The organism is Actinocrispum wychmicini (genome assembly GCF_004345645.1).
In the GTDB taxonomy this organism is placed as follows: domain Bacteria; phylum Actinomycetota; class Actinomycetes; order Mycobacteriales; family Pseudonocardiaceae; genus Kibdelosporangium; species Kibdelosporangium wychmicini.
In genome coordinates this window covers 270515-293446 of sequence record NZ_SLWS01000006.1, presented here as the reverse complement: position 1 = coordinate 293446, position 22932 = coordinate 270515, and the positions used below count along the sequence as shown (strand labels likewise).

Annotated in this window: 22 protein-coding genes; 9 read left to right on the top strand and 13 right to left on the bottom strand. The window is 67.6% G+C overall.

Annotated elements, in window-relative coordinates; all coding sequences use genetic code 11:
• Positions 1-2: 2 nt before the first annotated feature.
• Together EV192_RS27510 and EV192_RS27505 are read left to right on the top strand one after the other, a co-directional pair.
• Positions 3-1016, top strand: coding sequence for an aminotransferase class V-fold PLP-dependent enzyme (locus tag EV192_RS27510; RefSeq protein WP_207926259.1), 1014 nt, complete (start codon positions 3-5; stop codon positions 1014-1016).
• A gap of 22 nt (positions 1017-1038) precedes the next feature.
• Positions 1039-1767 carry a hypothetical protein gene (locus EV192_RS27505; protein ID WP_132120392.1) on the top strand — a complete coding sequence of 243 codons (729 nt, stop codon included), beginning with the start codon at positions 1039-1041 and terminating at the stop codon, positions 1765-1767.
• On the opposite strand, the gene EV192_RS27500 is transcribed toward EV192_RS27505, so the two are convergent.
• Together EV192_RS27500 and EV192_RS27495 are read right to left on the bottom strand one after the other, a co-directional pair.
• The gene (locus EV192_RS27500; protein ID WP_132120390.1) at positions 1755-2237 is read right to left on the bottom strand and encodes a ferritin-like domain-containing protein; all 483 of its coding nucleotides are present in this window, start codon (positions 2235-2237) and stop codon (positions 1755-1757) included. The two genes, EV192_RS27505 and EV192_RS27500, sit on opposite strands and share 13 nt — an antisense overlap.
• Positions 2237-2710: a hypothetical protein gene (locus EV192_RS27495; protein WP_132120388.1), complete on the bottom strand. Its 474-nt coding sequence runs from the start codon at positions 2708-2710 to the stop codon at positions 2237-2239. Before EV192_RS27495 ends, EV192_RS27500 begins: the two co-directional genes overlap by 1 nt.
• Before the next feature lie 102 nt (positions 2711-2812).
• On the opposite strand from EV192_RS27495, the gene rimP reads away from it, so the two are divergent.
• The 6 genes from rimP to rbfA all read left to right on the top strand — a co-directional run bounded on the left by rimP (position 2813) and on the right by rbfA (position 8878).
• Positions 2813-3349 carry a ribosome maturation factor RimP gene (gene rimP, locus EV192_RS27490; RefSeq protein ID WP_132120387.1) on the top strand — a complete coding sequence of 179 codons (537 nt, stop codon included), beginning with the start codon at positions 2813-2815 and terminating at the stop codon, positions 3347-3349.
• The gene (gene nusA / locus EV192_RS27485) at positions 3346-4347 is read left to right on the top strand and encodes a transcription termination factor NusA (RefSeq protein ID WP_132120386.1); all 1002 of its coding nucleotides are present in this window, start codon (positions 3346-3348) and stop codon (positions 4345-4347) included. Before rimP ends, nusA begins: the two co-directional genes overlap by 4 nt.
• Positions 4348-4457: 110 nt before the next feature.
• Positions 4458-4769, top strand: a complete 312-nt coding sequence (locus EV192_RS27480) for a YlxR family protein (RefSeq protein WP_341770905.1) — start codon at positions 4458-4460, stop codon at positions 4767-4769.
• An 81-nt stretch (positions 4770-4850) separates the two neighbouring features.
• Positions 4851-8018 (top strand): translation initiation factor IF-2, encoded by a 3168-nt coding sequence (gene infB, locus EV192_RS27475; RefSeq protein WP_132120384.1) that lies wholly within the window; start codon positions 4851-4853, stop codon positions 8016-8018.
• Between the two features lie 90 nt (positions 8019-8108).
• Complete coding sequence (locus EV192_RS27470) at positions 8109-8405, top strand: DUF503 domain-containing protein (RefSeq protein WP_132120383.1); 297 nt, start codon at positions 8109-8111, stop codon at positions 8403-8405.
• 23 nt (positions 8406-8428) lie between these two features.
• The gene (gene rbfA / locus EV192_RS27465; RefSeq protein WP_132120382.1) at positions 8429-8878 is read left to right on the top strand and encodes a 30S ribosome-binding factor RbfA; all 450 of its coding nucleotides are present in this window, start codon (positions 8429-8431) and stop codon (positions 8876-8878) included.
• A gap of 1 nt (position 8879) precedes the next feature.
• On the opposite strand, the gene EV192_RS27460 is transcribed toward rbfA, so the two are convergent.
• Entirely contained in the window at positions 8880-9680 is an 801-nt protein-coding gene (locus EV192_RS27460; RefSeq protein WP_243727102.1) for an aldo/keto reductase, read from the bottom strand.
• Between the two features lie 157 nt (positions 9681-9837).
• Here EV192_RS27460 and EV192_RS27455 point away from each other — a divergent pair, with 157 nt between their 5' ends.
• The gene (locus EV192_RS27455; RefSeq protein WP_165960634.1) at positions 9838-11472 is read left to right on the top strand and encodes a recombinase family protein; all 1635 of its coding nucleotides are present in this window, start codon (positions 9838-9840) and stop codon (positions 11470-11472) included.
• 82 nt (positions 11473-11554) lie between these two features.
• Here EV192_RS27455 and EV192_RS27450 read toward each other — a convergent pair whose 3' ends face one another.
• The 10 genes from EV192_RS27450 to EV192_RS27405 all read right to left on the bottom strand — a co-directional run bounded on the left by EV192_RS27450 (position 11555) and on the right by EV192_RS27405 (position 22917).
• Complete coding sequence (locus tag EV192_RS27450) at positions 11555-11953, bottom strand: hypothetical protein (protein WP_132120380.1); 399 nt, start codon at positions 11951-11953, stop codon at positions 11555-11557.
• A 608-nt stretch (positions 11954-12561) separates the two neighbouring features.
• Positions 12562-13785 carry an IS30 family transposase gene (locus EV192_RS27445; RefSeq protein ID WP_132120379.1) on the bottom strand — a complete coding sequence of 408 codons (1224 nt, stop codon included), beginning with the start codon at positions 13783-13785 and terminating at the stop codon, positions 12562-12564.
• Between the two features lie 196 nt (positions 13786-13981).
• Positions 13982-14212 carry a holin gene (locus EV192_RS27440; protein ID WP_165960633.1) on the bottom strand — a complete coding sequence of 77 codons (231 nt, stop codon included), beginning with the start codon at positions 14210-14212 and terminating at the stop codon, positions 13982-13984.
• Positions 14213-14252: 40 nt separating this feature from the next.
• The gene (locus tag EV192_RS27435) at positions 14253-15077 is read right to left on the bottom strand and encodes a peptidoglycan-binding protein (protein WP_132120375.1); all 825 of its coding nucleotides are present in this window, start codon (positions 15075-15077) and stop codon (positions 14253-14255) included.
• A 185-nt stretch (positions 15078-15262) separates the two neighbouring features.
• Positions 15263-16123, bottom strand: a complete 861-nt coding sequence (locus tag EV192_RS27430; protein ID WP_132120373.1) for a hypothetical protein — start codon at positions 16121-16123, stop codon at positions 15263-15265.
• 23 nt (positions 16124-16146) lie between these two features.
• Positions 16147-18579 (bottom strand): hypothetical protein, encoded by a 2433-nt coding sequence (locus tag EV192_RS27425; protein WP_132120371.1) that lies wholly within the window; start codon positions 18577-18579, stop codon positions 16147-16149.
• A gap of 5 nt (positions 18580-18584) precedes the next feature.
• Positions 18585-19412 (bottom strand): hypothetical protein, encoded by an 828-nt coding sequence (locus EV192_RS27420; RefSeq protein ID WP_132120369.1) that lies wholly within the window; start codon positions 19410-19412, stop codon positions 18585-18587.
• The gene (locus tag EV192_RS27415; protein WP_132120367.1) at positions 19413-22136 is read right to left on the bottom strand and encodes a phage tail protein; all 2724 of its coding nucleotides are present in this window, start codon (positions 22134-22136) and stop codon (positions 19413-19415) included.
• 35 nt (positions 22137-22171) lie between these two features.
• Positions 22172-22621: a D site-binding protein gene (locus EV192_RS27410; protein ID WP_132120365.1), complete on the bottom strand. Its 450-nt coding sequence runs from the start codon at positions 22619-22621 to the stop codon at positions 22172-22174.
• A complete protein-coding gene (locus tag EV192_RS27405; protein WP_132120363.1) occupies positions 22573-22917 on the bottom strand; it encodes a phage tail assembly protein in 345 nt (114 codons plus the stop codon). The genes EV192_RS27410 and EV192_RS27405 overlap by 49 nt, the downstream gene beginning before the upstream one ends.
• Between the last annotated feature and the right edge of the window lie 15 nt (positions 22918-22932).

The window sequence follows — 22932 nt, the reverse complement described above, 5'->3', positions numbered from 1 at the left end:
TCGTGCGCACCGCTTTCGGACATTCCTTCGACCTGTCGCCCGGATATCTGAACACGGCCACTGTCGGTGTCCCGCCGGCTACTGTCGCGGACAGTCTGGTCGAAGTGGTCAACCGATGGCGGACCGGTGGGGCCTCGGCGACGGACTTCGACGGCGATGTCCGGCTCGCGCGCAAGGCGTGGGGTGCGCTTGTCGGCGTCGGCGAAGGGCATGTCGCCGCGGGCGGCAGCGTTTCGCAACTGGTGGGCCTGGTCGCGGCGAGCGTGCCGGACGGTACGCGGGTGGTGACCGTGCCGGGCGAGTTCACAAGTCTGACTTTCCCGTTCGCGGCTCAGGGTAACCGCGGCGTGACCGTGACCGAGGAAGCCGATCTTCTGTCTAAAGTGGACGATTATGACCTGGTGGCGGTCAGCGTGGTGCAGTCGTCCGACGGCGGCGTCGTCGATCTCGAAGCGCTGCGGGCGAGCGGGAAGCGGGTGCTGCTGGACGTCACCCAGGCCGCCGGCTGGATGCCGCTCGAACTCGGTTGGGCCGACTGGGTGGTCGGTGCTTGCTACAAATGGCTGATGTCGCCGCGCGGCGCCGCGTGGCTCGCGCTCAGCCCGGAGGCGTTGGAGCGCACAGTTCCGCAGGCGGCGAACTGGTACGCGGGCGAGGACATCTGGACGTCGATCTACGGGCTTCCGTTGCGGCTGGCCGGGGACGCGCGCCGGTTGGACCTGTCGCCGGCGTGGTTCTCGCACTACGTCGCTGGGATCGTCCTGCCGTGGCTGGCGTCCCTGGACATGCTCGCGGTTCGGGACCACTGCGTCGGGCTGGTTGACGGGCTGCTGGTGGCGCTCGGCCAGGCGCCGCGCGGGTCGGCCATCGCCACGCTGGATGTCCCGAACGCCGCGGAAAAACTCGCCGCGGCCGGCGTCCGCAGCAGTGTTCGCGCAGGTCGGGTGCGGATTTCGGGGCATCTCTACAACACCGCCGAGGATATCGAACTGGTACTGGCGGCACTACGGGGCTGACCGAGTGGGTACCTTGCATCCCGTGTCGGATCCCTACCGTCCCGGCCAGTACCCCCCGCCAGGGCCGGACCAGACCACGCGCATCCCGCCGGTGCCCGGCCGGCCGATGCCCCAGCGTGGTCCTCGGCCGCGGCCCGACGGCCAGCGGGACAAGCGGCGCGAGTACCTCCTCAAGGGGCTCGGCCTGCTGCTGGTGGCGGTCGTGTCGGGCATGTTGTGGTGGCTGATCCAGCAGGGCGGCGGCTCGCCCGACTCGGCCGGCGCGGGCGCGTCCGGCAAGAACAAGCCACCGGCCGGCAAGTACGTCTTCACCAAGTCCACCGAGCTGTCCGGCCCGGTGCGCGACAGCAACTGCGTCGAGCACTCGTACCGGAAGGTGCAGACGTTCTTCAAGACCAAGAACTGCACCTCGCTTGTCCGCCAGCTGTACTCGGCGCCGGTGAACGGCAAGACGGCGTTCGCGTCGGTGGCGGTGGTGGTGATGCCGACCGCGCAGGACGCGCAGGACCTCAAGTCGCTGACCGAGCAGGACGACACCGGCAACGTCGCCGATCTGGTGCGGGACAAGAAGGTCAAGGTCGGCACCCTGTCGAACCTGTCCAACGGGTTCGCGGCCAGGGTGCAGGACGCGACGGTGGTCATCGTCGAGGCGAACTACGAGTCCGGCAGCAAGGACGCGGACAAGCAGGCGCTCGACGACGTCGCCAACGACGCGCTGCGGCTGGGCGACGAGCTGCGTCAGCCGGGCTGACCGGGCATGGGCGGCGCCAACGGGCTCGCCCCAGCGGACTTGCGCCAACGCGTCGCCCGTACAGCTGAGCCGCTCAGTACGCCGAGCGCGGTCCTGCGTAGGTCGGCGTCGTCGGTGTTCTCCAGCACCGACCGCCACGCCACGGCTGCGTCCGACTCGACGGACACGAGCAACGCGAGGCTCGACGCCTGATCCGTAACGGGTTTCGGCGTCAGGTACGCGGGTTCCGCTGCCTGCGGCGTCGCGTTGCTCGCGGTGAGCGCCCGCTCGGTCGTGTCGCGCTGCGCGCGATGCGTGGTCGCGCCCTGTGCCAACGCGTTGTTGAACGAGGCCGGCAGGAACGCGCTCACCAGTTCGTACACCCACACGGCCGTGTGCTCGGCGCCGAGCGCTTTCTGCAGGGCGTCCACGGAGTCGCCCGGGACGGCCTTGGGTGTGGGGGTCGCCGGTGGCGAGGACGGCTGGGGCATCAGGCCAGCACCTCCCGCAGGGTCGCGCACGACGCGGCGACCGAACCGAGCAGACCGGCGCGGTAACGCGGCACGGTTGGCACGAGCTCGGCGGTCTTCTGCTCGGCGGCCTTGAGCGCCTCGACGAGGGTCGCCTTGGTGGCGGCGGGTGGCGGCGTGGGCGTGCCGGAGGTCGGCGGGGGAGCGCCCGAACTGGGCTTCGGTGGGTTCTCCCGGTCCACTTCGGCCTGGAGGGCCTGTGCGTGCGCGGCGCGGGCCTTGGCGACCTCGCCCACGGGCGCGGCCACGTCCGGCGACGACTGGGCCAGCGCGGTCGCCGCGGCGGCGTCCTTGCGTGCCTGCTCGGCCAATGCCGCCAACGGGTCGGGCGGGGGCGGCGGCTTGGGCTCGGCCGTACACGCGGTAGCCAACGGCACGGCGACAGCCGCGACCGGCAGCGCGGCGAGCAGGCGGCGGCGGGACACAGGACTCACAGCGGGCCATCCTGCCAGGACCGGGTCGGCGTGGCAGGCGCGATCCGGTCGACGAGATACGCTGGGCGGTACACAGTCGGCCAAGATCGAGAACAGGAGCCCATGCCCGTGGCGAACCAGCAGGGTGATCTCTCCGCGGCGCTGGAGCCAGTCGTGCGGGACGCCGTGGCCGCCGCCGGCTTCGAGCTCGAGCAGCTCGACGTCCAGCGGGCCGGCCGGCGCAACCTGGTCAAGGTCGCAGTCGACACAGCGGACGCGGCGGGCGCAGGCGCCAGTATCGGGCTGGACGAGGTGGCCGACGTGAGCCGGGCGATCGCCGGCGTGCTCGACGAGCACGACCACGTGCTGGGCGGCCCGTACACCCTGGAGGTCACCTCGCCGGGGACGGACCGGCCGTTGACCAAGCCGCGGCACTGGCGCCGCAACCGGCTGCGGCTGGTGAAGGTGCGCACCGCCGAGGAGACGTTCACCGGCCGGGTCGGTGCGGCCGACGAGCAGGGTGTCCAGCTGCTGGTCGGCGACCAGCTGCGGCAGGTGCCGTTCGCGGAGGTGGCGCACGCCGTGGTCGAGATCGAGTTCAAGCAACCACCGCCGGAGGAGCTGGCCCGGCTGGGCGGCGGCCAGGAGGGGACCCGATGAACGTCGACATCGCCGCGCTCCGGGCGATCGAGCGCGACAAGGACATTCCCTTCGAGACGGTGATCGAGGCGATCGAGACCGCGCTGCTCACCGCCTACAAGCACACCGACGGGCACGTGCCGCACGCCAAGATCGACATCGACCGCCGGAGCGGGCTGGTCCGGGTGCTGGCGCAGCAGCTCGGGCCGGCCGGCGAGGTGGTCGAGGAGTGGGACGACACCCCCGAGGGCTTCGGCCGGATCGCGGCGACCACCGCCAGGCAGGTGATCCTGCAGCGGCTGCGCGACGCGGAGCACGAGAAGACGTTCGGCGAGTTCTCCGCCAAGGAGGGCGAGATCGTCGCCGGTGTGGTGCAGCGGGACGCGCGGGCGAACTCGCGGGGCATGGTCGTGGTCCAAGTGGGTGACACCGAGGGCGTGCTGCCGTCGGTCGAGCAGGTGCCGGGCGAGCGGTACGAGCACGGCGTGCGGATCAAGTGCTACGTCCTGGGCGTCACGCGCGGCGCGCGGGGCCCGCAGATCACGTTGTCGCGGACGCACCCGAACCTGGTGCGCCGGCTGTTCGCGCTGGAGGTCCCGGAGATCGCCGACGGCACGGTGGAGATCCCGGCGGTCGCGCGGGAGGCCGGGCACCGGTCGAAGATCGCGGTGCGGTCCACGGTCGCCGGGGTGAACGCCAAGGGCGCGTGCATCGGCCCGATGGGCGCCCGTGTCCGAAACGTAATGAGCGAGCTTGCCGGCGAGAAGATCGATATCATCGATTTCTCCGAGGATCCAGCAACGTTCGTGGGCAACGCGCTGTCGCCGGCCAAGGTCGTTTCGGTGCGTGTGGTCGACGAGCGCGCGAAGACCGCACGCGTTGTCGTGCCGGACTTTCAGCTCTCGCTGGCGATCGGCAAGGAAGGTCAGAACGCGCGGCTGGCCGCGCGCCTGACCGGGTGGCGGATCGACATCCGAAGTGACAACGAGAGCACAACGAGCGCTCCGACCCCGGCATAGGGTTCGGCCGAGCAGGCGGTACAGGTAGAATCTTGGCAGGTCGTCGTCGAGGACCGGTTCCCGCACGTCGAGAGGGCCCCCCGGAAGGGCAAGGCCCGGTCAGGACGTGCGTGGGCTGTCGTACTCGATGCTCGGCCGAGGAATTGCTGCGCGTGGTCGTCGCCAGCGGGAAGCTCGTTCCCGATCCGCGACGGCGGCACGTTGGACGGGGCGCCTGGTTGCACCCCACTCCCACGTGCCTGGACTCCGCCGAGAAGCGGCGGGCGTTCCCCCGGGCCCTTCGGGTGCCGGGACCGCTCGACGTCGACGAGGTGCGGTCCGTGATCGGGCGTGCAGACGCCCAGCCGAGACAAGGCCAGGACTTCGATCCTGGTCTCGCCGGGACACAGGAAGCAGGTCGACCCGTCATGAGTCAGCCGTGAAGCTGAAGCCATGAACGTGCGACGGTAAGCCGAGGTCGAGCGGGACACCATGCCGCCCGGCCTCCCCCAGTGAGGAGAGCAGTGGCAGGCAAGGCCCGCGTGCACGAGCTCGCGAAAGAGCTCGGTGTCACGAGCAAGGAAGTTCTCACGAAGCTCGCCGATCTCGGCGAGTACGTGAAGTCGGCGTCCTCCACCGTGGAGGCGCCAGTGGCGCGCCGCTTGCGGGACTCGTACCCCAAGCAGGGCGACGCCCGGGGCGGCAAGCCCGGTGGTGCCCGACCGGGTCCGCGTCCCGGCCCGCCGGCGAAGCCGGCCCCCGTCCAGCAGCAGAAGCCGCAGACCCCCGCGCCGGTAGAGGTGCCCAGGCCGGCCGAGTCCAGCAAGCCGGCCCAGTCACAGCCGCAGGTTCCGGCGGCCGCCGCGACGGCCCCGACCGCGCCGGCCGGCGCGCCTTCGACGCCGTTCTCGGCGCCGAAGCCAGCCGGTAGTGGCCCGCGCCCCGGCCCGCGGCCCAATCCGCAGCCGCAACAGCAACAGCAACGTCAGCAGCCGGACCGGCAGCAGCAGCCGGCGGCCCAGGCCCCCGGACAGGGCTCCGACCGGTCGAACCCCCAGGCGCAGAAGCCGGCCGCGGCCAGGACGGACAGTCCGTCGACCAAGCAGGGCCCGCGGCCCGGCGGCTCGAAGCCGCCCGCCCAGGGCGGCGGCCAGCAGGGTGGCGGCGCCGTGGTCCCGCCGCGCCCGCAGGCGCCCAAGCCCGGCCCGCGCGCGCCGCGGCCCGGCAACAACCCGTTCGGTGTCGGCGGCGGAACGCCGTCGCGTCCGCAGGGTCCTCGCCCCGGCGGTGGGGACCGGCCGGACCGCGGCGAGCGCGGCTCCCGTCCCGGCGGTGACCGTCCCGAGCGCGCGCCACGCGGCGAGGGCCGTGACCGTCCCTCCGGTACGCGGCCGAGCCCCGGCAACATGCCGCCGCGCCCGAACCCCGGCATGATGCCGCCCCGGCCGCAGCGGCCGGGTGGTGGCGGTCCCGGTGGCGGTGGCGGCGGCCGTGGTGGTCCCGGCGGCGGCCCTGGTGGCGGTCGTGGTGGTCCCGGTGGCGGTGGCGGCGGTGGCCGTCCCGGTGGCGGCGGTGGTGGCGGTCGTCCCGGTGGGGGCGGCGGTGGCGGCTTCCGCTCGGGCGGTGGCGGTGGTGGCGGTGGCGGCGGCTTCCGTCCCGGTGGCGGCGGTCCCGGCGGTGGCGGTGGCGGTGCCCCGGCCGGCGGTGGCGGCTTCCGTGGTGGCGGTGGTGGTGGCGGTGGCCGTCCGGGTGCCGGTGGCCGCGGCGGTGCCGCGGGCGCGTTCGGCCGTCCCGGTGGCCCGTCGCGGCGTGGCCGCAAGTCCAAGCGCCAGAAGCGCCAGGAGTACATGGACAACATGCAGGCGCCGAGCGTCGGCGGTGTCCGGTTGCCGAAGGGCAGCGGGGAGACCATCCGGCTGCCGCGCGGTGCCTCGCTGACCGACTTCGCCGAGAAGATCAACGCCAACCCGGCCTCGCTGGTGCAGGTGCTGTTCCACCTCGGTGAGATGGTCACGGCCACCCAGTCCGTCTCCGAGGACGTGCTGGAGCTGCTCGGCACCGAGATGAACTACAAGGTGCAGGTGGTCAGCCCGGAGGAGGAGGACCGCGAGCTGCTCGAGTCCTTCGACATCACCTACGGCGAGTCCACCGGTGGCGAGGAGGCGCTGGAGGCACGGCCCCCGGTCGTGACCGTCATGGGTCACGTCGACCACGGTAAGACCCGCCTGTTGGACACCATCCGCAAGGCGAACGTGGCCGAGGGCGAGGCCGGCGGCATCACCCAGCACATCGGCGCCTACCAGGTGAAGACCGAGCTGGAGGGCAACGAGCGGCTGATCACCTTCATCGACACCCCGGGTCACGAGGCGTTCACCGCCATGCGGGCCCGTGGTGCGCAGGCCACCGACATCGCGGTGATCGTGGTGGCGGCGGACGACGGTGTGATGCCGCAGACGGTGGAGGCGATCAACCACGCCCAGGCGGCGAACGTGCCGATCGTGGTCGCGGTGAACAAGATCGACAAGGAGGGGGCCAACCCCGCCAAGATCCGCCAGCAGCTCACCGAGTACGGCCTGGTCGCCGAGGAGTACGGCGGCGACACCATGTTCGTGGACATCTCGGCCAAGCAGAACATCAACATCGACGGTCTGCTCGAGGCGATCCTGCTGACCGCGGACGCGGCGCTGGACCTGCGGGCCAACCCGAAGATGGAGGCCCAGGGCGTCGCGATCGAGGCGCACCTGGACCGCGGCCGTGGTCCGGTCGCCACAGTGCTGGTGCAGCGCGGTTCGCTGCGCGTCGGTGACTCGATCGTCGCCGGCGACGCGTACGGCCGCGTGCGCCGCATGGTGGACGAGTACAACGACGACGTCACGGTGGCGCTGCCGTCGCGTCCGGTGCAGGTCATCGGCTTCACGTCGGTGCCCGGTGCCGGTGACACGTTCCTGGTGGTGGACGAGGACCGGGTGGCCCGGCAGATCGCCGAACGCCGCCAGGCCCGGACCCGCAACGCGCAGAACGCCGCGAAGTTCAAGCGGTACTCCTTGGAGGACCTGGACTCCGCGCTGAAGGAGACCGGCGAGCTGACCCTGATCATCAAGGGCGACAACTCGGGTACCGTCGAGGCCCTCGAGGACGCGCTGCTGAAGATCGTGGTCGGTGACGAGGTCCAGCTGCGGGTGATCGACCGCGGTGTCGGTGGCATCACCAAGGCGAACGTCGACCTGGCGATCGCGTCCAGCGCGATCATCCTCGGCTTCAACGTGCGGGCCGAGGCGAAGGTGGCCGAGCAGGCCAACCGCGAGGGTATCGACATCCGCTACTACTCGGTGATCTACCAGGCGATCGACGAGATCGAGCAGGCGCTGAAGGGCATGCTCAAGCCGGAGTACGAAGAGGTCGAGCTGGGTCGCGCGGAGGTCCGCGAGGTCTTCAAGTCCTCCAAGTTCGGCACGATCGCGGGTTGCCTGGTGATGTCCGGCGAGATCCGGCGCAACGCCAAGGCCCGGTTGCTGCGGGACAGCAAGGTGATCGCGGAGAACCTGCCGATCAGCTCGCTGCGCCGGTTCAAGGACGACGCCACCGAGGTCCGCGAGGGCTACGAGTGTGGTCTGACCCTTGGCTCGTACGGCGACATCCGAGTCGACGACCTGGTCGAGACGTACGAGATGCGCGAGAAGCCGCGCGCCTGACCCACCTCCCAGCCGGGGTTGGCCGGTCTTCAGGACCCGCCAACCCCGGCCGGGGAGATCTCGAACTACTACCCACCCCGGTGATGCCCGTTGTATGTCGGTGCGCTGGAGCTGGACGTCCTGCTCGGTGACGTCCATTCGTTGAAGGAGAAGCGGTCCGCGGTCCGGCCGGTGATCGCCGAGCTGCGCCGCAAGTTCGAGGTGAGCGTGGCCGAGGCGGGGCACATGGACCTGCACCGGCGTGCCCTGATCGGGGTCGCCGTGGTCGCCCAGGACGCCGAGCACGTCCGCGACCTGCTCGACAGCTGCGAACGGCTCGTCGCCGGTCGCCCTGAGCTGCAACTGTTGTCCGCGCGGCACCGCCTGGTCGGTCCCGAGGACGACTGAATCACATTGAAGGAGGGAGCGCCGTGGCCGATCCGGCCCGCGCCCGCAAGCTTGCGAAGCGGATCAAGCAGATCGTGGCGTCCGCACTGGAACACGAGGTCAAGGACCCCCGGCTGACGCTGGTGACGATCACCGACGTGAAGCTCACGGGGGACCTGCAGGACGCGACGTTGTTCTACACGGTCTTCGGTGAGGCGCTGAACGTCCCGCCGGATGTCAAGGGCGCGGCCGCCGCCCTGGAGAGCGCCAAAGGTGTGTTGCGGTCACTGGTGGGCCAGGGCACCGGTGTCCGCTTCACCCCCACGTTGACGTTCGTCGCGGACACCGTGCCCGAGACGGCCAAGCACATCGACGACCTGCTGGCGAAAGCCAAGGAGGCGGACGAGGAAGTGGCCCGGATCGCCAACGGCGCCAAGCCCGCGGGCGAAGCGGACCCCTACCGCGCGCCCCGCGAGCCTGAGCTGGAGGACTAGGTCACTGGTGGCCCAGTACCGGGTGGGGCCGGTACTGGGCTTCCAGCGTGGTGATCTCGGCTTCGGTCAGGGTGAGGTCCTCGGCGGCGATGGCGTCGTCGATGTGGTTCGGTTTGGTGGCGCCGATGATCGGTGCTGTGACGCCGGGTTTGCCCAGTAGCCAGGCCAGGGCGATCTGGGCCGGTGGCACGCCGCGTCCGGCCGCGACGGCCCGCAGGGCTTCGATGACTGGTGCGTCCTGTGCGGCGTGCGGGTCGTACATCATCGACGCGATGGGGTCGGTGCCGGCCCTCAAGGTGTCGCCGGTTCGGGCGAGTTGCCCGCGTGCCAACGGACTCCACGGCACCAGGCCCACGCCTTGGTCCAGGCACAGCGGGATCATTTCGCGTTCTTCCTCGCGGTAGATCAGGTTGTAGTGGTTCTGCATGGCCACGAACCTGGTCCAGCCGTGGGTGTCGGCGATGTGCTGCGCCTGGGCGAACTGCCAGGCGTACATGCTGGACGCCCCGATGTACCTGGCTTTGCCCGCGCGCACGATGTCGTGCAACGCGCCCATCGTCTCTTCCCACGGGGTGTCGGGGTCGAACCGGTGGATCTGGTAGAGGTCGACGTGGTCGGTGCCGAGGCGGGTCAGCGAGGCGTCGATGGCGGCCATGATGTGCTTGCGGGACAAGCCTTTGTCGTTCGGTCCCGGGCCCATCGGGAAGTAGACCTTGGTGGCGAGCACGTAGTCGTCCCGGCGGGGGAACAGCTTGGCCAGCAGCCGCCCGGTGACCGACTCGCTGGCGCCGACCGAGTACATGTCGGCGGTGTCGGTATCTACGGATTCACTCCACCGGCGGAGTGATCTCCGCGCCGCGTCGGCGTAGGCTCTGACCAGGGAGGATAGCAACATCATGGGGAGACCACGTACACGCAGGTTGGTGAAGGCGGTCACGGACACGGGTAGGCCGCTGCGGGTGTTGATCGCGGTGCGGTTGTCGCGGTTGACGGATGACACGACTTCGCCGGAGCGGCAGCTCAAGGAGTGCCGTCAGTATGTGGCGGCGAAGGGCTGGATCGAGGTCGGGGTGGCCGAGGACTTGGACGTCTCGGCGCGGACTACCGCGCCGTTCGACCGGGCGGAGTTGGGGTCCTGGCTGAAGCATCGGGCGGACGAGTTCGACGTGATCGTGTTCTGGCGATTGGACCGGATCGTCCGCTCGGTGTCGGACCTGAATGACTTGTTGAACTGGGCGAAGAAGGACGGTAAGCACCTGGCGTCCGCGACGGAGGAGCATTTCGATACGTCCACTGCGATCGGGTACATCATCGCGATCTTGATTGCGTGGGTGGCGGAGATGGAGTCGCAGGCGACCAGCGAGCGGACGACGTCGATGCACGCGGACTTCATTGATGACGGCCGGTATCGGGGTGGGACGCCGTCGTTTGGGTATCGGCCGGTGCTGATCACGGACACGTGTTGGGTGTGTGCCGATGCGGGTGTGGCTTGTCGGCATGTGGGGCAGAAGCGGCTTGAGCATGATCCGGTGATGGCTCCGCTCGCTCAGGAGGTGGTGCGGCGGATTGTGGAGGACAGTGTTCGGCCGATGGCGATCGTGAAGGATTTGACCGCACGGAAGATCATGACTCCTGATGATCATCATCGGATCACGTTGAAGGACAAGCAGGGTAAGCCGCGTAAGCCGAAGGGCATCGCGTGGCAGGTAGGCAATCTGGTGTTGATGCTCAAGAGTCCCGCACTGATGGGGTATCAGATGCGGCGGGATGTGCTGGGGGTGGATCAGGACGGCAAGAAGGTCTATGACAAGCCGGAGATTGTGCGGGACGCGCAGGATCGCCCGGTGCTGCGTGCTCAGCCGATCATTGATCCGGTGACGTTCCAGCGGCTTCAGACGAAGCTGGAGGAGATGAACAAGAAGCGCGGCCCAAGCAAGAAGTCGAACGCTCTGCTGTTGGGTGTGCTCAAGTGCGGGGTGTGTGGCCTGAACATGTACATCAACATGGGCCGGACATACCCCTACTACCGGTGCAAGTCGTACTCGTCGGGCGCGTCGTGCGGGAACCCGAACATTCGACGCGAGTTGGCGGAAGCGTTCCTGCTCGACCTTCTGCTGGGCGAGTTCGGAGACATTGAGCGCTGCGAGCGCGTGTACGAACCGGGTGAGGACCACTCCGATGAGTTGGAACAGGTCCAGGTCACGTTGGACGATCTGACCGGCTTGTTGACCAAGCCCGCATACAAGCAGGGGACGACGCAGCGTGAGCGGCTGGAGCACCAGATTGAGCGGCTCGCCGAGCGGGAAGCGGTGCTGGAGGCAAAGCCGGTACGCCCGTCTACCTACCGGCTGGTGGGCACTGGGCAGACGTTCCGCGATTACTGGGACAGCCTGAACACGGAGGAGCAGAACATCTACCTGCTCGACCATGGCGTGTTGGTCACCGTCAAGGGTGGGTCGCAGGCTCCGGAATGGAGCTACGAGCTGTCGGACCTGCATGACATTCTCGGGTCCATCGATCCGGGGATTGATGTAGGCGAGTACATGCGAGCGCAGGACGAGCACGCGCGGCAGAACCGGGAATCAGTCGGATAGTCCTGCACAGCACGAAAGCCCCTCACTGGGTGGCTGGTGAGGGGCTTCGTTATGTCTGGAGCCAGTCACCATCACAGACCGACTATGCCCGAGTGGTGGTTTTGTTCCTGGCGGCCCGGTTACCGAGCATCTTGCCGACTCCGTACGCTCCAGCGGTCAATCCTGCGCCAGCTCCGAATACTGTTAATCCCGGGACAACATTTCCGGTGTCTGCGTAGTGCCATGCAACGAGTGCGAGCAGGATGACATTAACCAGCCCGACGGCCAATGCAACAATTTGGGTGATCCAAACGCGGACGTCCATCTTCCGCTCGTGTTCGGCGCGAGCCAGGTCCATTTTCCAGCGGTGTTCTGCCTGCTGCTTTGCAAGCGTCATGATTTCCTCGGCGATCTGCGGCGCCTTTGAATACCATTCGGCAGCCTTATCCCAAGGCGTTAGATCCTCCCATGAGGTACTCTTGCGGCGTTGAGGCGCTGTCATGACACACCTGCCGGAACAGGATTCGGGTTGTCCACCTGTAGACTACCGTGAGGCTCTGGCGGGGGGCCTAGATAGTTGAGGATTGTGTTAACATCAGAGGTGACGCGATCAACTAACGGCGCATATTTTGACGTTACAATGGAGGTAGTGTGCCGTGCCTTATTTCCCGGCAGTAAGCGACGGAGCAGTCTAGACTTAAACGATCGACGCGCAGACTTCTTGCCGGACGCTAGAAGCATCGGGCGAAATTCTTTGCCTCTTCTAAGGATCAGAGGGTGCGGTCGCCTCCTTTCCGCATCGGTCAATGGGTGCGCATGAGCGAAGTAGCTCAATTTAGCTGCGTCCATGTGATCAGAGTCAGCCGGCGCCGAGGCCGATGGCCCTCCAAAAGTCTCGCCGTTAGCCCAATCTGCAAAATATTTCGCATAGATTTCTTGGGCACTGTATACGTCTTCAGCCACCAAGTGTCTCCACAGTTTGATGATCTTTGCCTCGCACCGCTTGCCATACTACGCTTCACCGGACCACATCAACGTGGTAGTTCTACGAAATACGAAAAGCCCCCCACCGAGAGAGGCGGATTCCAGGGGTCGTGGCAACACAACTGGTCAACTGGCTTCGGTCAGGAGCCTAGCGAAGCGCTCGGCTGGGGTATCCCAGCCGAGCGTTTTGCGTGGGCGGCCGTTGAGTTCGGCGGCGACGGTGTCGAGGTGGTCGCGGCTGTGGACGGAGAGGTCGGTGCTCTTGGGGAAGTACTGGCGGAGCAGGCCGTTGGTGTTTTCGTTGCTGCCGCGTTGCCAGGGTGAGTGCGGGTCGCAGAAGTAGACCTGGATGTCGGCGGCCAGGGTGAACTCGTGGTGGAGGTGCATCTCGCTGCCCTGGTCCCAGGTCAGCGACCGGCGTAGATGTAGGGGCAGGCGGCCGATGGTGTCGATGAGGGCGTCCCGGACCAGATCGGGTGTGCGACCGAGCGGCAGGTGCACCAGCATCACATAGCGGGTGGCGCGCTCGACCAGAGTGCCGATGGCGGAGCGGTTGTCCTTGCCAATGATCAGGTCGCCTTCCCAGTGGCCGGGCACCGCCCGATCTGCAGCCTCGGCGGGACGTTCGCTGATCATGACCATCGGGGCGGCCATCCGGGGCGTGCGCTGCTGGGCTTGGCGGCGCGGTCTGCGCATGGCGCGACCGGTACGCAAGGCCCGGGTCAGCTCGCGGCGCAACTCGCCGCGGCCTTGGACGTAGAGCGCCTGGTAGATCGTCTCGTGAACCACGTGCAGCTCCGGGCGGTCGGGAAAGTCCCGGTGCAAGCGTCGCACGATTTGCTCTGGGCTCCACTTGCGGTCCAGGCCGTCCTGGATGGCCCGGTGCAGCTCGGGCTGGGTGGCGATCTTGCTGTTCTTGGGGCGCGGGCGCCGCGCGTCGGCGCGGGCCTGGGCGGCGTGCGGACGATAGTCGCCGCTGTCGGGGTGGGCGTTGCGGCGCAGTTCCCGGCTGATCGTCGACGGGCTGCGGCCCAGCTCCGTCGCGATCTGCCGGATCGTGGCCTTCTCCCGCCGCCGGTCGGCGATGTGGATGCGCTCGGACTCGCACAAATAGCGGCCAGGGCCTGGCGAAGACGGCTCCCGATGGATCGGGGGACTCGCCTTCGGCAGGCCCTTATGGGCGTGGCGGCCGTTGCGCCATACCTTGCCGGTGCGCGGGTTGACGCCCACGATCCGGCATGCCTCTCTGTTGCTGTAGCCCTGCTGCATGAGCTGGAAGTATGCGGCCCGTTCCCGGGTCAACTTCTTCCGTCCCTGCGGCTTACGGTCGGCCCGAATCTCGTAGCCCATCGCACCCCTTGAGCTGGGGTGTTGCGACGACCCCTAGAACTCAAGAGAGCCGGTGAGGGGCTGGGTCTCCCCGTACGCACGGGGGAACGTTCCTGGTGGCTTTGGCGTTCGGGCTGACCGCGGTACCCGTGGAGATAACGTTGACTGCCCGTGGTCCTGCCGCCGGGAGAGGAAGGCTACCGCATCAGTGCACTGGTCAGTCGCGGTGCGCGGGGAGGAACGCGGCGGTGTCGGAGTCGCCGACGCCCTTGGCGGTCAGGCCCTTGAGGGTGGAGACGATGGCGGCGCCGAGGCCGACGCCGAGCGCGGCCTTGTAGTCGATGTTCCAGGCGTTGACGGCGTCGCCGCCGAGGATGGTCAGGATGCCTCCGGCGAACGAGCTGAGGGCGCGTTCGGCGAGGTCCTTGAGGTAGGCAGTAGAGAACAAGCCGGTTCTTCCTTCCGTGGTGGTGGATTGGGGTGCTCGGTCAGAAGCCGAGACCCGCCCAGGTGTGGGGGCCGACGATGCCGTCGACGGTGAGTCCGGCTCGGCGTTGGAACTCCCGGACAACTTGTTCGGTGGCGGGGCCGAAGTCCCCGTCCACGAGGAGGTGGGAGTAGGCCGGGTAGCTGGTGTTGAGCCGGGTTTGCAGGTCGCGGACAGCCGGTCCGGTGCTGCCCGTGCGGAGTGTCGGGCGCGTAGGCGCAGGATCGCTGCCAGGATCAGTACTGGGATGGCCAAGGCCGGAGTCGATGCGAGCCCAAGTAGCAGGGCCGACGATTCCGTCCGCGGTGAGTCCCTGGTTGTGTTGGTAGGTGCGGACGGCGGTGTCAGTGGCGGGTCCGAAGATGCCGTCGGCGGTGATGCCGAGGTAGCGCTGGACGAGTGCGACGTCGGCCCCGGTGGAGCCTCGGGAGAGGGTCTGGTGGTGTCCGGGGCCGGGGGGCTGAGGGGTGGGGCCGTCACCGCCTCCCCGGATGCGGGTCGCGACCGTGGCGACGTGCCCGGCGTCGGCGTTGATCTCCATGTGCATCTCGTCGACCCGGCCGGTGTAGTCGCCGCCCCAGCGGACCGTGTTGTCGACTTCGGCGAGGATGCGGTGGATCTCGGCGACCTGGGCGCCGGAGAACGTACCGCGCTGTCCGAGGGGATGCCGGGGGGCGGATAGATCGATCGCCGTGCCGGAACTGTGGTTGGACAGGGAGTTGCCGCCGGAGATGGGTCGGTAGTTGTAGCCCCAGCAGCCCGGCGTGATGAGCGGTTCGACCCGGTTGTGGAACTGCTCGGCGACATAGCCGAGGACCGTGGCCACGTCTCCGGACTTGACGCCTCCGGGGAACGGGATGCCAGCAACGCTGAACGCAGCGATGCCGATGGCGCTAGGGTTGGGGGATGCAGGCCATCCGTTTTGGCTTGTAGCCAAAGGATTTCTCTCCTTGTGTGGACATAAGAAAGGCCCCGAGCCGGTGTGCTCGGGGCCGTGCTTGGTGATGTGAGCTACGCGAGGGCGAACCAGAACTGTTGGTTCGCACGGGTCCAGCCCGCATCAAGGGTGTTGATCGTGCTGGGGATCGGTGCGGCTTGGCCGCTTTTGAACACCGAGTAGGCGCTGCCGTCTGCGATGAGCAGTTGTGCGCCGCTGCTGGTTGCGGTGGACGAGAACTTCGGGCTCGGGTTGAACCCGGTGCACAGAATGGCGATGGCGATGTAGTCGCCTTCGCTGATGGCGAGGTTGATCGCCTGGTGTTTCACGCCGGCTGTGGTGACGAGCCCGGGGCCGCTGATAGCGGCCCGCTCGGTGAGGTTGGTGAGGGCGGTGCCGGTGTAGAGCTTGAGGTCGAAGGTTCCGGTCCCGCCTGCTGCGGTGGGGACGCAGAACCTGAGGTCGGTGGCGGTGAAGGTTTTGGGTGAGCGGGTGGCTTGGACGGTGAGGAAGCCGTTGCCGATGGCTTCGCCCCACCAGCATTCCGCGCGGGTGTGAGAGCTGATGACGTCGCCGTAGAGGGCGGTGTCCGATGCCGTGGTGGGCTTAGCGAACGCTAAGACCTGGCTCTTCACCGCGGTGATTTCGGCGTACACGGTGCCGTTGCTGCCCCTGGTGCCGATGTTGGTTTCGACTGTGCCGAGCCGGGTGTTGAGGGCGGCGTTGCCGGACGTGGTGTCCGTAGTTCGAGTGTCCACTGTGTTCGCTTTGGTCTCCACGGTGGAGATCCGGTTGCCGAGCGCGGTATTACCCGTGGTGCTGTTGGTGGTGACGGCTTCCAGGTTCTTGGCCCGGGTGTCCAGGTCGCGGACGTTGGCGGTGACCTTGTTGTATTCCGCTGAGGAGGCGGGTTGGCTGAACACGGCGTCGGTCATGGGCACGTTGGCCATAAGCTGTCTTAGCTCCAGGTGAAGGTGGTGTCCCACCGTCCGTACTGTCTGCTGTCCCATTGCCCGACGCCGGGTGGTTTGAGCATTTCGACGGTGAGGGTGTCGGTCAGGCCCTTGTCGTGGTCGAATTCGCGGCGGATGCCGTAGATCTGGAGGTTGACGCTCTCGCCGAGCCCGTCCGGGTCGCGGACCTGGACGCAGTCGGCCAGCTGGAGTCTGGGGTCTCCGGCGATGGTGATGGCGTCGGTGGCGGGGATGGGTTTGCTGGTGCGGCGCAGCATCATCGCCAGCATCTGACTCGTGGCTGACGAGTCCTGGTACCAGTCCCCCGTGAGTTCCAGGTTGCGGGCGCCGTAAGCGTTGATCGAGGCCTGGTCTCGGGTCTGCATTGGGACGGTGTCGAAGTCGTGAATGAGGGTGCCGTTGAACCGGAACGCGGCCTGTCCGGCGTTGGTGGCCAGCCGTGCGGGCTCGTCCCACCCGTTGAAGATTCGCACAGTGAGGTAGCCCAGGGCGTTGAAGTAGACGGAGATGTCCAGGCCGCCGCCGGCCATGGTGTTGTCTTCTTTCCAGGCCCCTTGTTTGAACCATTGGGCGACGAACCCGAGGTCCACACCATCCGTCCATTGCGGAACGACAGTGTCCGGGATCGTGGTGTACCGCGGTACAAGGAACGTGATGGGTGAGAGGACGTCCTCACTCCAGATCCGGAACACCTTCGAGGTCCGGCCCGGGACGTAGAACTCGTTCGGGTCGGTCGCCTCGAACACCCGGGTGAGGATGGCGCGTTTGCGTCGGGCTTGGACGGTGTAGATGTTGCGGACCGAGTCCAAGCTGTTGGTGACCTGAAGGCCCTCCACATCGTCCAAGGTCAGAGTCCGGACGACGCTGGTCTGCTTAGCCAGGATGGTGCGGTAGTTCAGGAACCGAAACGCGCCGTGTTCGTCCCAGAACACGCTGCCGTACTCGGCGGCGGCGATGTCGGTGATGATGTCCCAGGCGTCCCGGAACTGGTGGTTGGGCACGTGGGAGAACCGATTGAGCCCTTGGTCCAGCACGGCGACGTAGGCGGCGCCGCGGACGGCTTCGGCCGGATTGATCCCGGCGCCGTAGTAGTTGCGGCTGGCGTAAAACACGTCACTGAGGCTGAGGGCCTGGCCGATGGTGATCCGGCCCTTGATGTCGTCGCGGGCCGGGTTGCTGACCGGGCCGCCGTAGGAGACCAGTCCGCCGTTGCTGTTCTCACTGGCGGAGAGGTAGATCCGGCCGCCGGTGGTGCCGGAGTTGTCCCATTGGACGAAGATCAGGTGGCCGGGCCGGTTGTCGACCGGGATGGGAATCCAGGGGGTGACCAGGGCGGTGGCGCCGTTGCTGATGACCCGGGCGCGGACACTGCCGGTGTTGATGGTGATGACCAGCCACATGCGGTCGCCGACTACGATCTCCATCACGTTGTGTTCGGCGATCGACCGGTAGGCTCGCGCGTTGGGGCCGTTGGTGTTGAGCACGAATCCGGCGTAGTGGGTGGCGTAGGACTGGATGCCGTCGCGGTCGGCGCACCAGTAGCGGATGATGCCTTGCTGGCTGCCGTCGCCGTAGAGTTGCCCGATCGGCATCCCGAGGCCGGCGAACGCGAGCGGCCGGGCGGTGTCGGGTGGGGCGTTGCCGTTGATCAGCCCGGTCGGGCTGTACATGGTGTCGGTGCCGGCGGGGAAGCTGTCGGCGTTGAGGTTGTCCAACCAGCCCACTGTGGGCAGGTAGGAGCCGTTGCCGGTGAGGAAGAACTGGGGTCCTTCCACCCAGTCCGGCGGTAGGCCGGTTTCTTCCCGGTAGGTGGGCCGATACGGGGAGACTGACGTGTCGCACAGCCGCAGGCAGTGATCGATCACCCAGTGGGATCGGATGAGTTGGGAGTCGATCTCGCCGTAGGAGAGGTGTTCTTCGCTCATCGCCCACGGCGGTAACTGGATCGGGCGGCGGAGCTTCTCCACCCGATCGAGGGCGGTGATCTCCACGGTGGCGTCGGCGCGGTCGGGGGTGATGGTGCGGATGTTGCCGACGAACTGCTGGTACCACACGGTTCCTGTGGTGGTCTCGATGCCGATCGAATAGCGGATCTCGGCGCCGATGGGGTCTTTGAGGTAGAACGGGGAGAGCCCGTTGTACGGGGAGAACACCCCGGTGAACGACAATCCTTGATACTCCCCGGAGACGGTGAGGGACAGTTCGGCGGCGCTGGCACCTTCGATCAGCATCAGCTCTTCGGGGGCTGATCCGCGCAGGCTGCGATCCGTGGTCACCGTCGAGACATAGCCGGAGAGGTCGGACAGGGGGTGGGTGTAGCGGCCGTCTTTGTCCCAGTCGACCTCGATGCGGATGTGGAAGTGCCGTTCCCGGCTGGTGATCGCGGCCTCGGCCGCGTCGCCACCGTCGAGGAACACGAGTGCTAAGCCTCCAATAAGGTCAAGGTGCAGTCCACGAGGGGAAACCGCGGGGAGGTGGTGGTGAGTTGGTCGACCAGGACGAGCGGTGCTCCGCCGCCGTGTTGCCAGTCGGTGGCCGCGTCACCGGGTTCGAGTTGGGCGGCGGCCAGCCGGATCGGTACCGGCCCGGCGGGGATGGTGAGCGTGACGTCGACGGTGGCCGTGCCGGGTGGGGGCGTCCAGGAGAACGCCATCCGATACCAGTCGGTGGGGACGGTGTCGTCGTGGCTGTTGTCCCCCAGGACGGTGCCTGTCCGGTCGTAGGCGGTCGTGGTGACCTCCACGGCCACCGTGCCGGTATCGGTGCGGGCGTACAGCGATGCGGTGATCGATTCGTCTGGCAGGACCGGGCATCGCCGGTCGGCATCCAGCCGGAGCACGGCGCCGGCCGGGTAGGAGGTCCAGCGCAGGGACCGCGAGCCGGGCGCGGCAGCTGGCCAGTCGGGTTCCCAGTTCCACAAGCCCGGCAGGCTGGCCCCGACCGACACCCCACTAGCCGGGATGAGTGAGGCGGCTTGGGCAGTGAGCCGGTTGCGTTTGAACGGGGTGAGCAACCTAAGGGGGCCGGGGATGTGGCTGGAGGCCAGGGCCTCCAGCCAGGCGTACTCCTCGGCCTCCAACAGTCGGTAGGCGAAGCCGTATTCGGTGCGGTGGCCGGTGACGTCCATCGTGCGCGCGCCGGACAGGGCCTGATGGATACCGCCGTAGCGGACCACGTCCATGCTGGGGTCGCGTTCCGGGACGGGCAGGGCGCGTAGGTCGCCGTCTGGGCCGAGGTACCACGTACTCACTTAGCCTCGTCTCGCTTTCCTCAGGTTGGACTTGTTCACCAGGCGGGCCAGGCCGGTGCCGTCGAGTTGGACGCTCCAGCCGGCTAAGGCGGCGGCCACCCGGTCGCCGATGTCGCCGAACTGGGGGTCGTTGTTGATCTGGGCCTGCCATTGAGCTGAGATCGACCCGGCGGACGCGGCCTTGTCCAGCGCACGCAGCGCCTTAGGCATGCCGTCCTCGATGCCGTGTGCCCAGTCAGCACCCCACTGGCTTCCGGCGAACGAGCCGGTGAGCCGTTCGCTCATCCCGGATACCAGCCGCTGCACGTCGTCGAACCCGTCCGACAGCCCGGCAGCGAGGCCCTGCATGATGGCCTTACCGGCAGGGATCAACAGTCGCTTGTCGTAGGACAGGGGTCCTTTGTGGTCAGCGATCCAGCTGCCGATGCTGCTGAAGAAGTCCATGACCTTGTTCCAGACCCATTTGATGCCGTCCCAGAGTCCTTGCAGGATCGCCTTGCCGGCTTCCAGCAGCAGGCCCCCGAGGTTGCCCAGGGCGCGCAGGATCGCGCCCGGCAGATCAACAAACAACGCCACAACCGCGTCAATCCCCAGCTTCACCCCACCCTTAAGCAACTCCCAGGCGCCGGACAGGATCGATTTGATGCCGTCCCAGGCGCGGGACCAGTCTCCGGTGATGATGCCCATCACCAGGTCGATCACGCCCTTGATCGCGCGCATCGCGCCTTCGATGATGTCCTGGATGCCCGGCCAGACGCGTTGGACGATGTCGAAGATGCCTTGGAAGATCGGGACGAGTACTTCGGCGATCTTGACCACCGCGGGGATCAGTTCGCCCAGCACGGACAGGACCTGGGTGATCACCGGTATCACGGCCTGGACGATGCTGATGATCGCGGGGAACACCAGCTGGGCCAGTTGCATCAAGGGCGGCAGTAGCGGGGTGAGGATGTCCAGTAGGCCCTGGAGCACTTGTGTCGCGAGTTGGGTCAACGCGGGCAGCAGGGGTTGCAGGGCGGTGAACAACTGGGCCAGGAAGTCAAAGAACAGTTGGAGCAACGGCTGGAGTGTGGTGAACGCGTCCAGGAGGAACTTGCCGATGAGCTGACCCAGCTGGGTCAGGAACTCGATCAGGGGTGGCAGGATCGGCTGGACTGCTTTCAGCGCCATCACCAGGAGGTCGGTGAGAATCCGCGCTAAGGCGAGGAGTACCGGTGTCACCGCTTGGACCGCGGCTACCAGGAGCGGGCCGAGGGTGTGGGCGAGCGGCACCAGCACCGGGCGGACCGCTTGGATGGCCCCGACCAGCATGGTGCCCACCGCGTCGGCGAGCTGTTGGAAGGAGGGGGTGAGTGCTTCGATCATTGGGGTGAGTGCGTCTAGCGCCACTGTCAGTACGGTCGCGAACAGGGTGGTGATCGACGCCAGCGTGGGCATGAGGGCGATCAGCGCGTCACCGAGTGAGGTGATCAGGGTGGCGATCGGGCCGCCGACCTGGCCCATCACCCGCACGCCGGCTTCGAACAGTCGGACGAACAGGGTCAGGACCGAGCCCACGACAGCGGCCAGGCCCTGCATGCCGGACGCGAAGCTGCCATCCGAGGTGACCCGCTCAACGGCGGCGCGGAAGTCCGCGGCGAAGGTGTTGAGTACCCCCGCGAGCAGCCCGAACTGTTTCGCGCCTGCGTCGGCGAGGGTGAGGAACGCGCTGGTGCCGTCGCGGACCATCGGCGCCAGATTCTGGAAGAACTTGCCGGTGTTGTTCAGGATGGACTGGATCTGGGTGAGGCCCTGTTTGGAGGTCACCACGTCGGTGAAGCTCTTGGCCATCACGATCAGGCCGCCCGCGACCTGGTTTAAGCCTTTGTCCAGCACGGGAAATACCGCGCCGAGTTCCTTGAAGACGGGCGTGAGGCCCTTCTCGAAGGTCTTCGACAGTGAGGCTTTGAGGCTGTCGACCTGGGGGCGCAGTTGGGAGGCGGCTTTCTTGATGCCGTCCATGCCTAACGCGACCGCGGCGAACCCGGCGCCGGCCGCCGCCCCCAGCGACGGCAACCCAGCCAGGAGGGTGGCGATCGCGCCGATGGCTGGTGCGGCTAAGCCGAACACTGCGAGGGCGATCAGCCCGGTCCGGCCGAGGTTGCCCAGCGCGGAGGTCACCTTGCCGATGGCGGCGGCGATCCCGGCGAGCGCGTTCTTCGCGCCGGTCGCCGCGCCGCTGCCCAACCGGCCGAGGGCGTGGCCAGCGGCAACACCGAACCGGAACAGTTTCGAGGTGGCGCCCGCGATGGCGTCCCCGACGCGCAGGAAGTTGCGGTAGAACCCGTCGGCTTTGATGTCGCGTAGCCGACCGGCCGCGCTGGTGATGCCGGCGCCGATACCGCGCCAATGCTGACGGACGTTGACCGACCGCTTAGCTACCGTGAGCAGATGTCCGGCGGCTTCCTTACCGCCTTGGGCGAACCGCTTAGCCTGCTCAGTCGCCCCGTGCAGGCCGGTGATGATGCGGGCGATCAGCCGCTCGGTCGGCCCGAGGTCCAGGGTGAAGTTCGGCGTGATGTCCCACGGGTCACGCGGCAACTCGGCCTTAATTCGGGCCGCGGCGGCGGCCACGCCTTTCGTGTCGACCTTGACCGGAATCCGGACGTCCATCCCCCGGGTGATCCGCGCCAACTGTGCCCGCAGCTCGCTGGCGAACTTGCTGGTGTCGGGCAGTACCCGCACCGAGACACGGTCGACTACCCGCGCCCGAGGACCAGTCATGTCGGGTTGCTGCCCTTCTGTTTGGCGCGGCGCACAGCGGCGATCCGATCGGCGGCCATCGCGGCGAACCCACCCCCACGCCGTGGCGGCCGGCTATCGGGGCGTTCGATCGGGTGGGGTGGTGGGGGTTTGCGTTTCGAGTTCGCGGCGATGAACGCGTACGTGTTGGCCTGCACCGCGTCGATCAGCAACGCGGTCAGATACCGATCCGGCCCCCAGCCCCGGAACTCCGGGCCGCCCCGCAACATGCCGGCGGTCGCGGACTCCGGCGGTAACTGCCGCACCAACGCTAAGGCTCGCCGCGCGGTTAGCCCGGAGCCCTCGACGAATACGTCCCGCAGGTCGACGTGGTAGTAGTGCTGGAGGTCAGCGAGGATTTCCTCGCCCGCCTGGTCGATCAGGCAGGCGAGCCCGGCGCTTCCGGGGCCTGAGTCGCCTCCGACCACATCTGGATGATCTTCATCCCGAGCAGCATGTCCCCACCCAACGCGGTGATGAGAGCGTCACCACGACCATCAGCGGTCACCGTCCGCAGGATGAACTCGACCGACTCGCTCAGCAGGGTGACGTCGTTGAGGTTGGTCTCGTTCTCGTCGGTGTCGATGTCTTCAAGCTGCTGCAACGCCTGAAGAACACAGATGCGGTCGTTGTCGTTGATCCGCATCAAGTTCCGCAACACCACCCGACCAGACCCCAGGTCCAGCTCCAGCGGGGCGAACTCACGGTCGAGATCCGCCCGCATGTCAGCGAGCGTGTA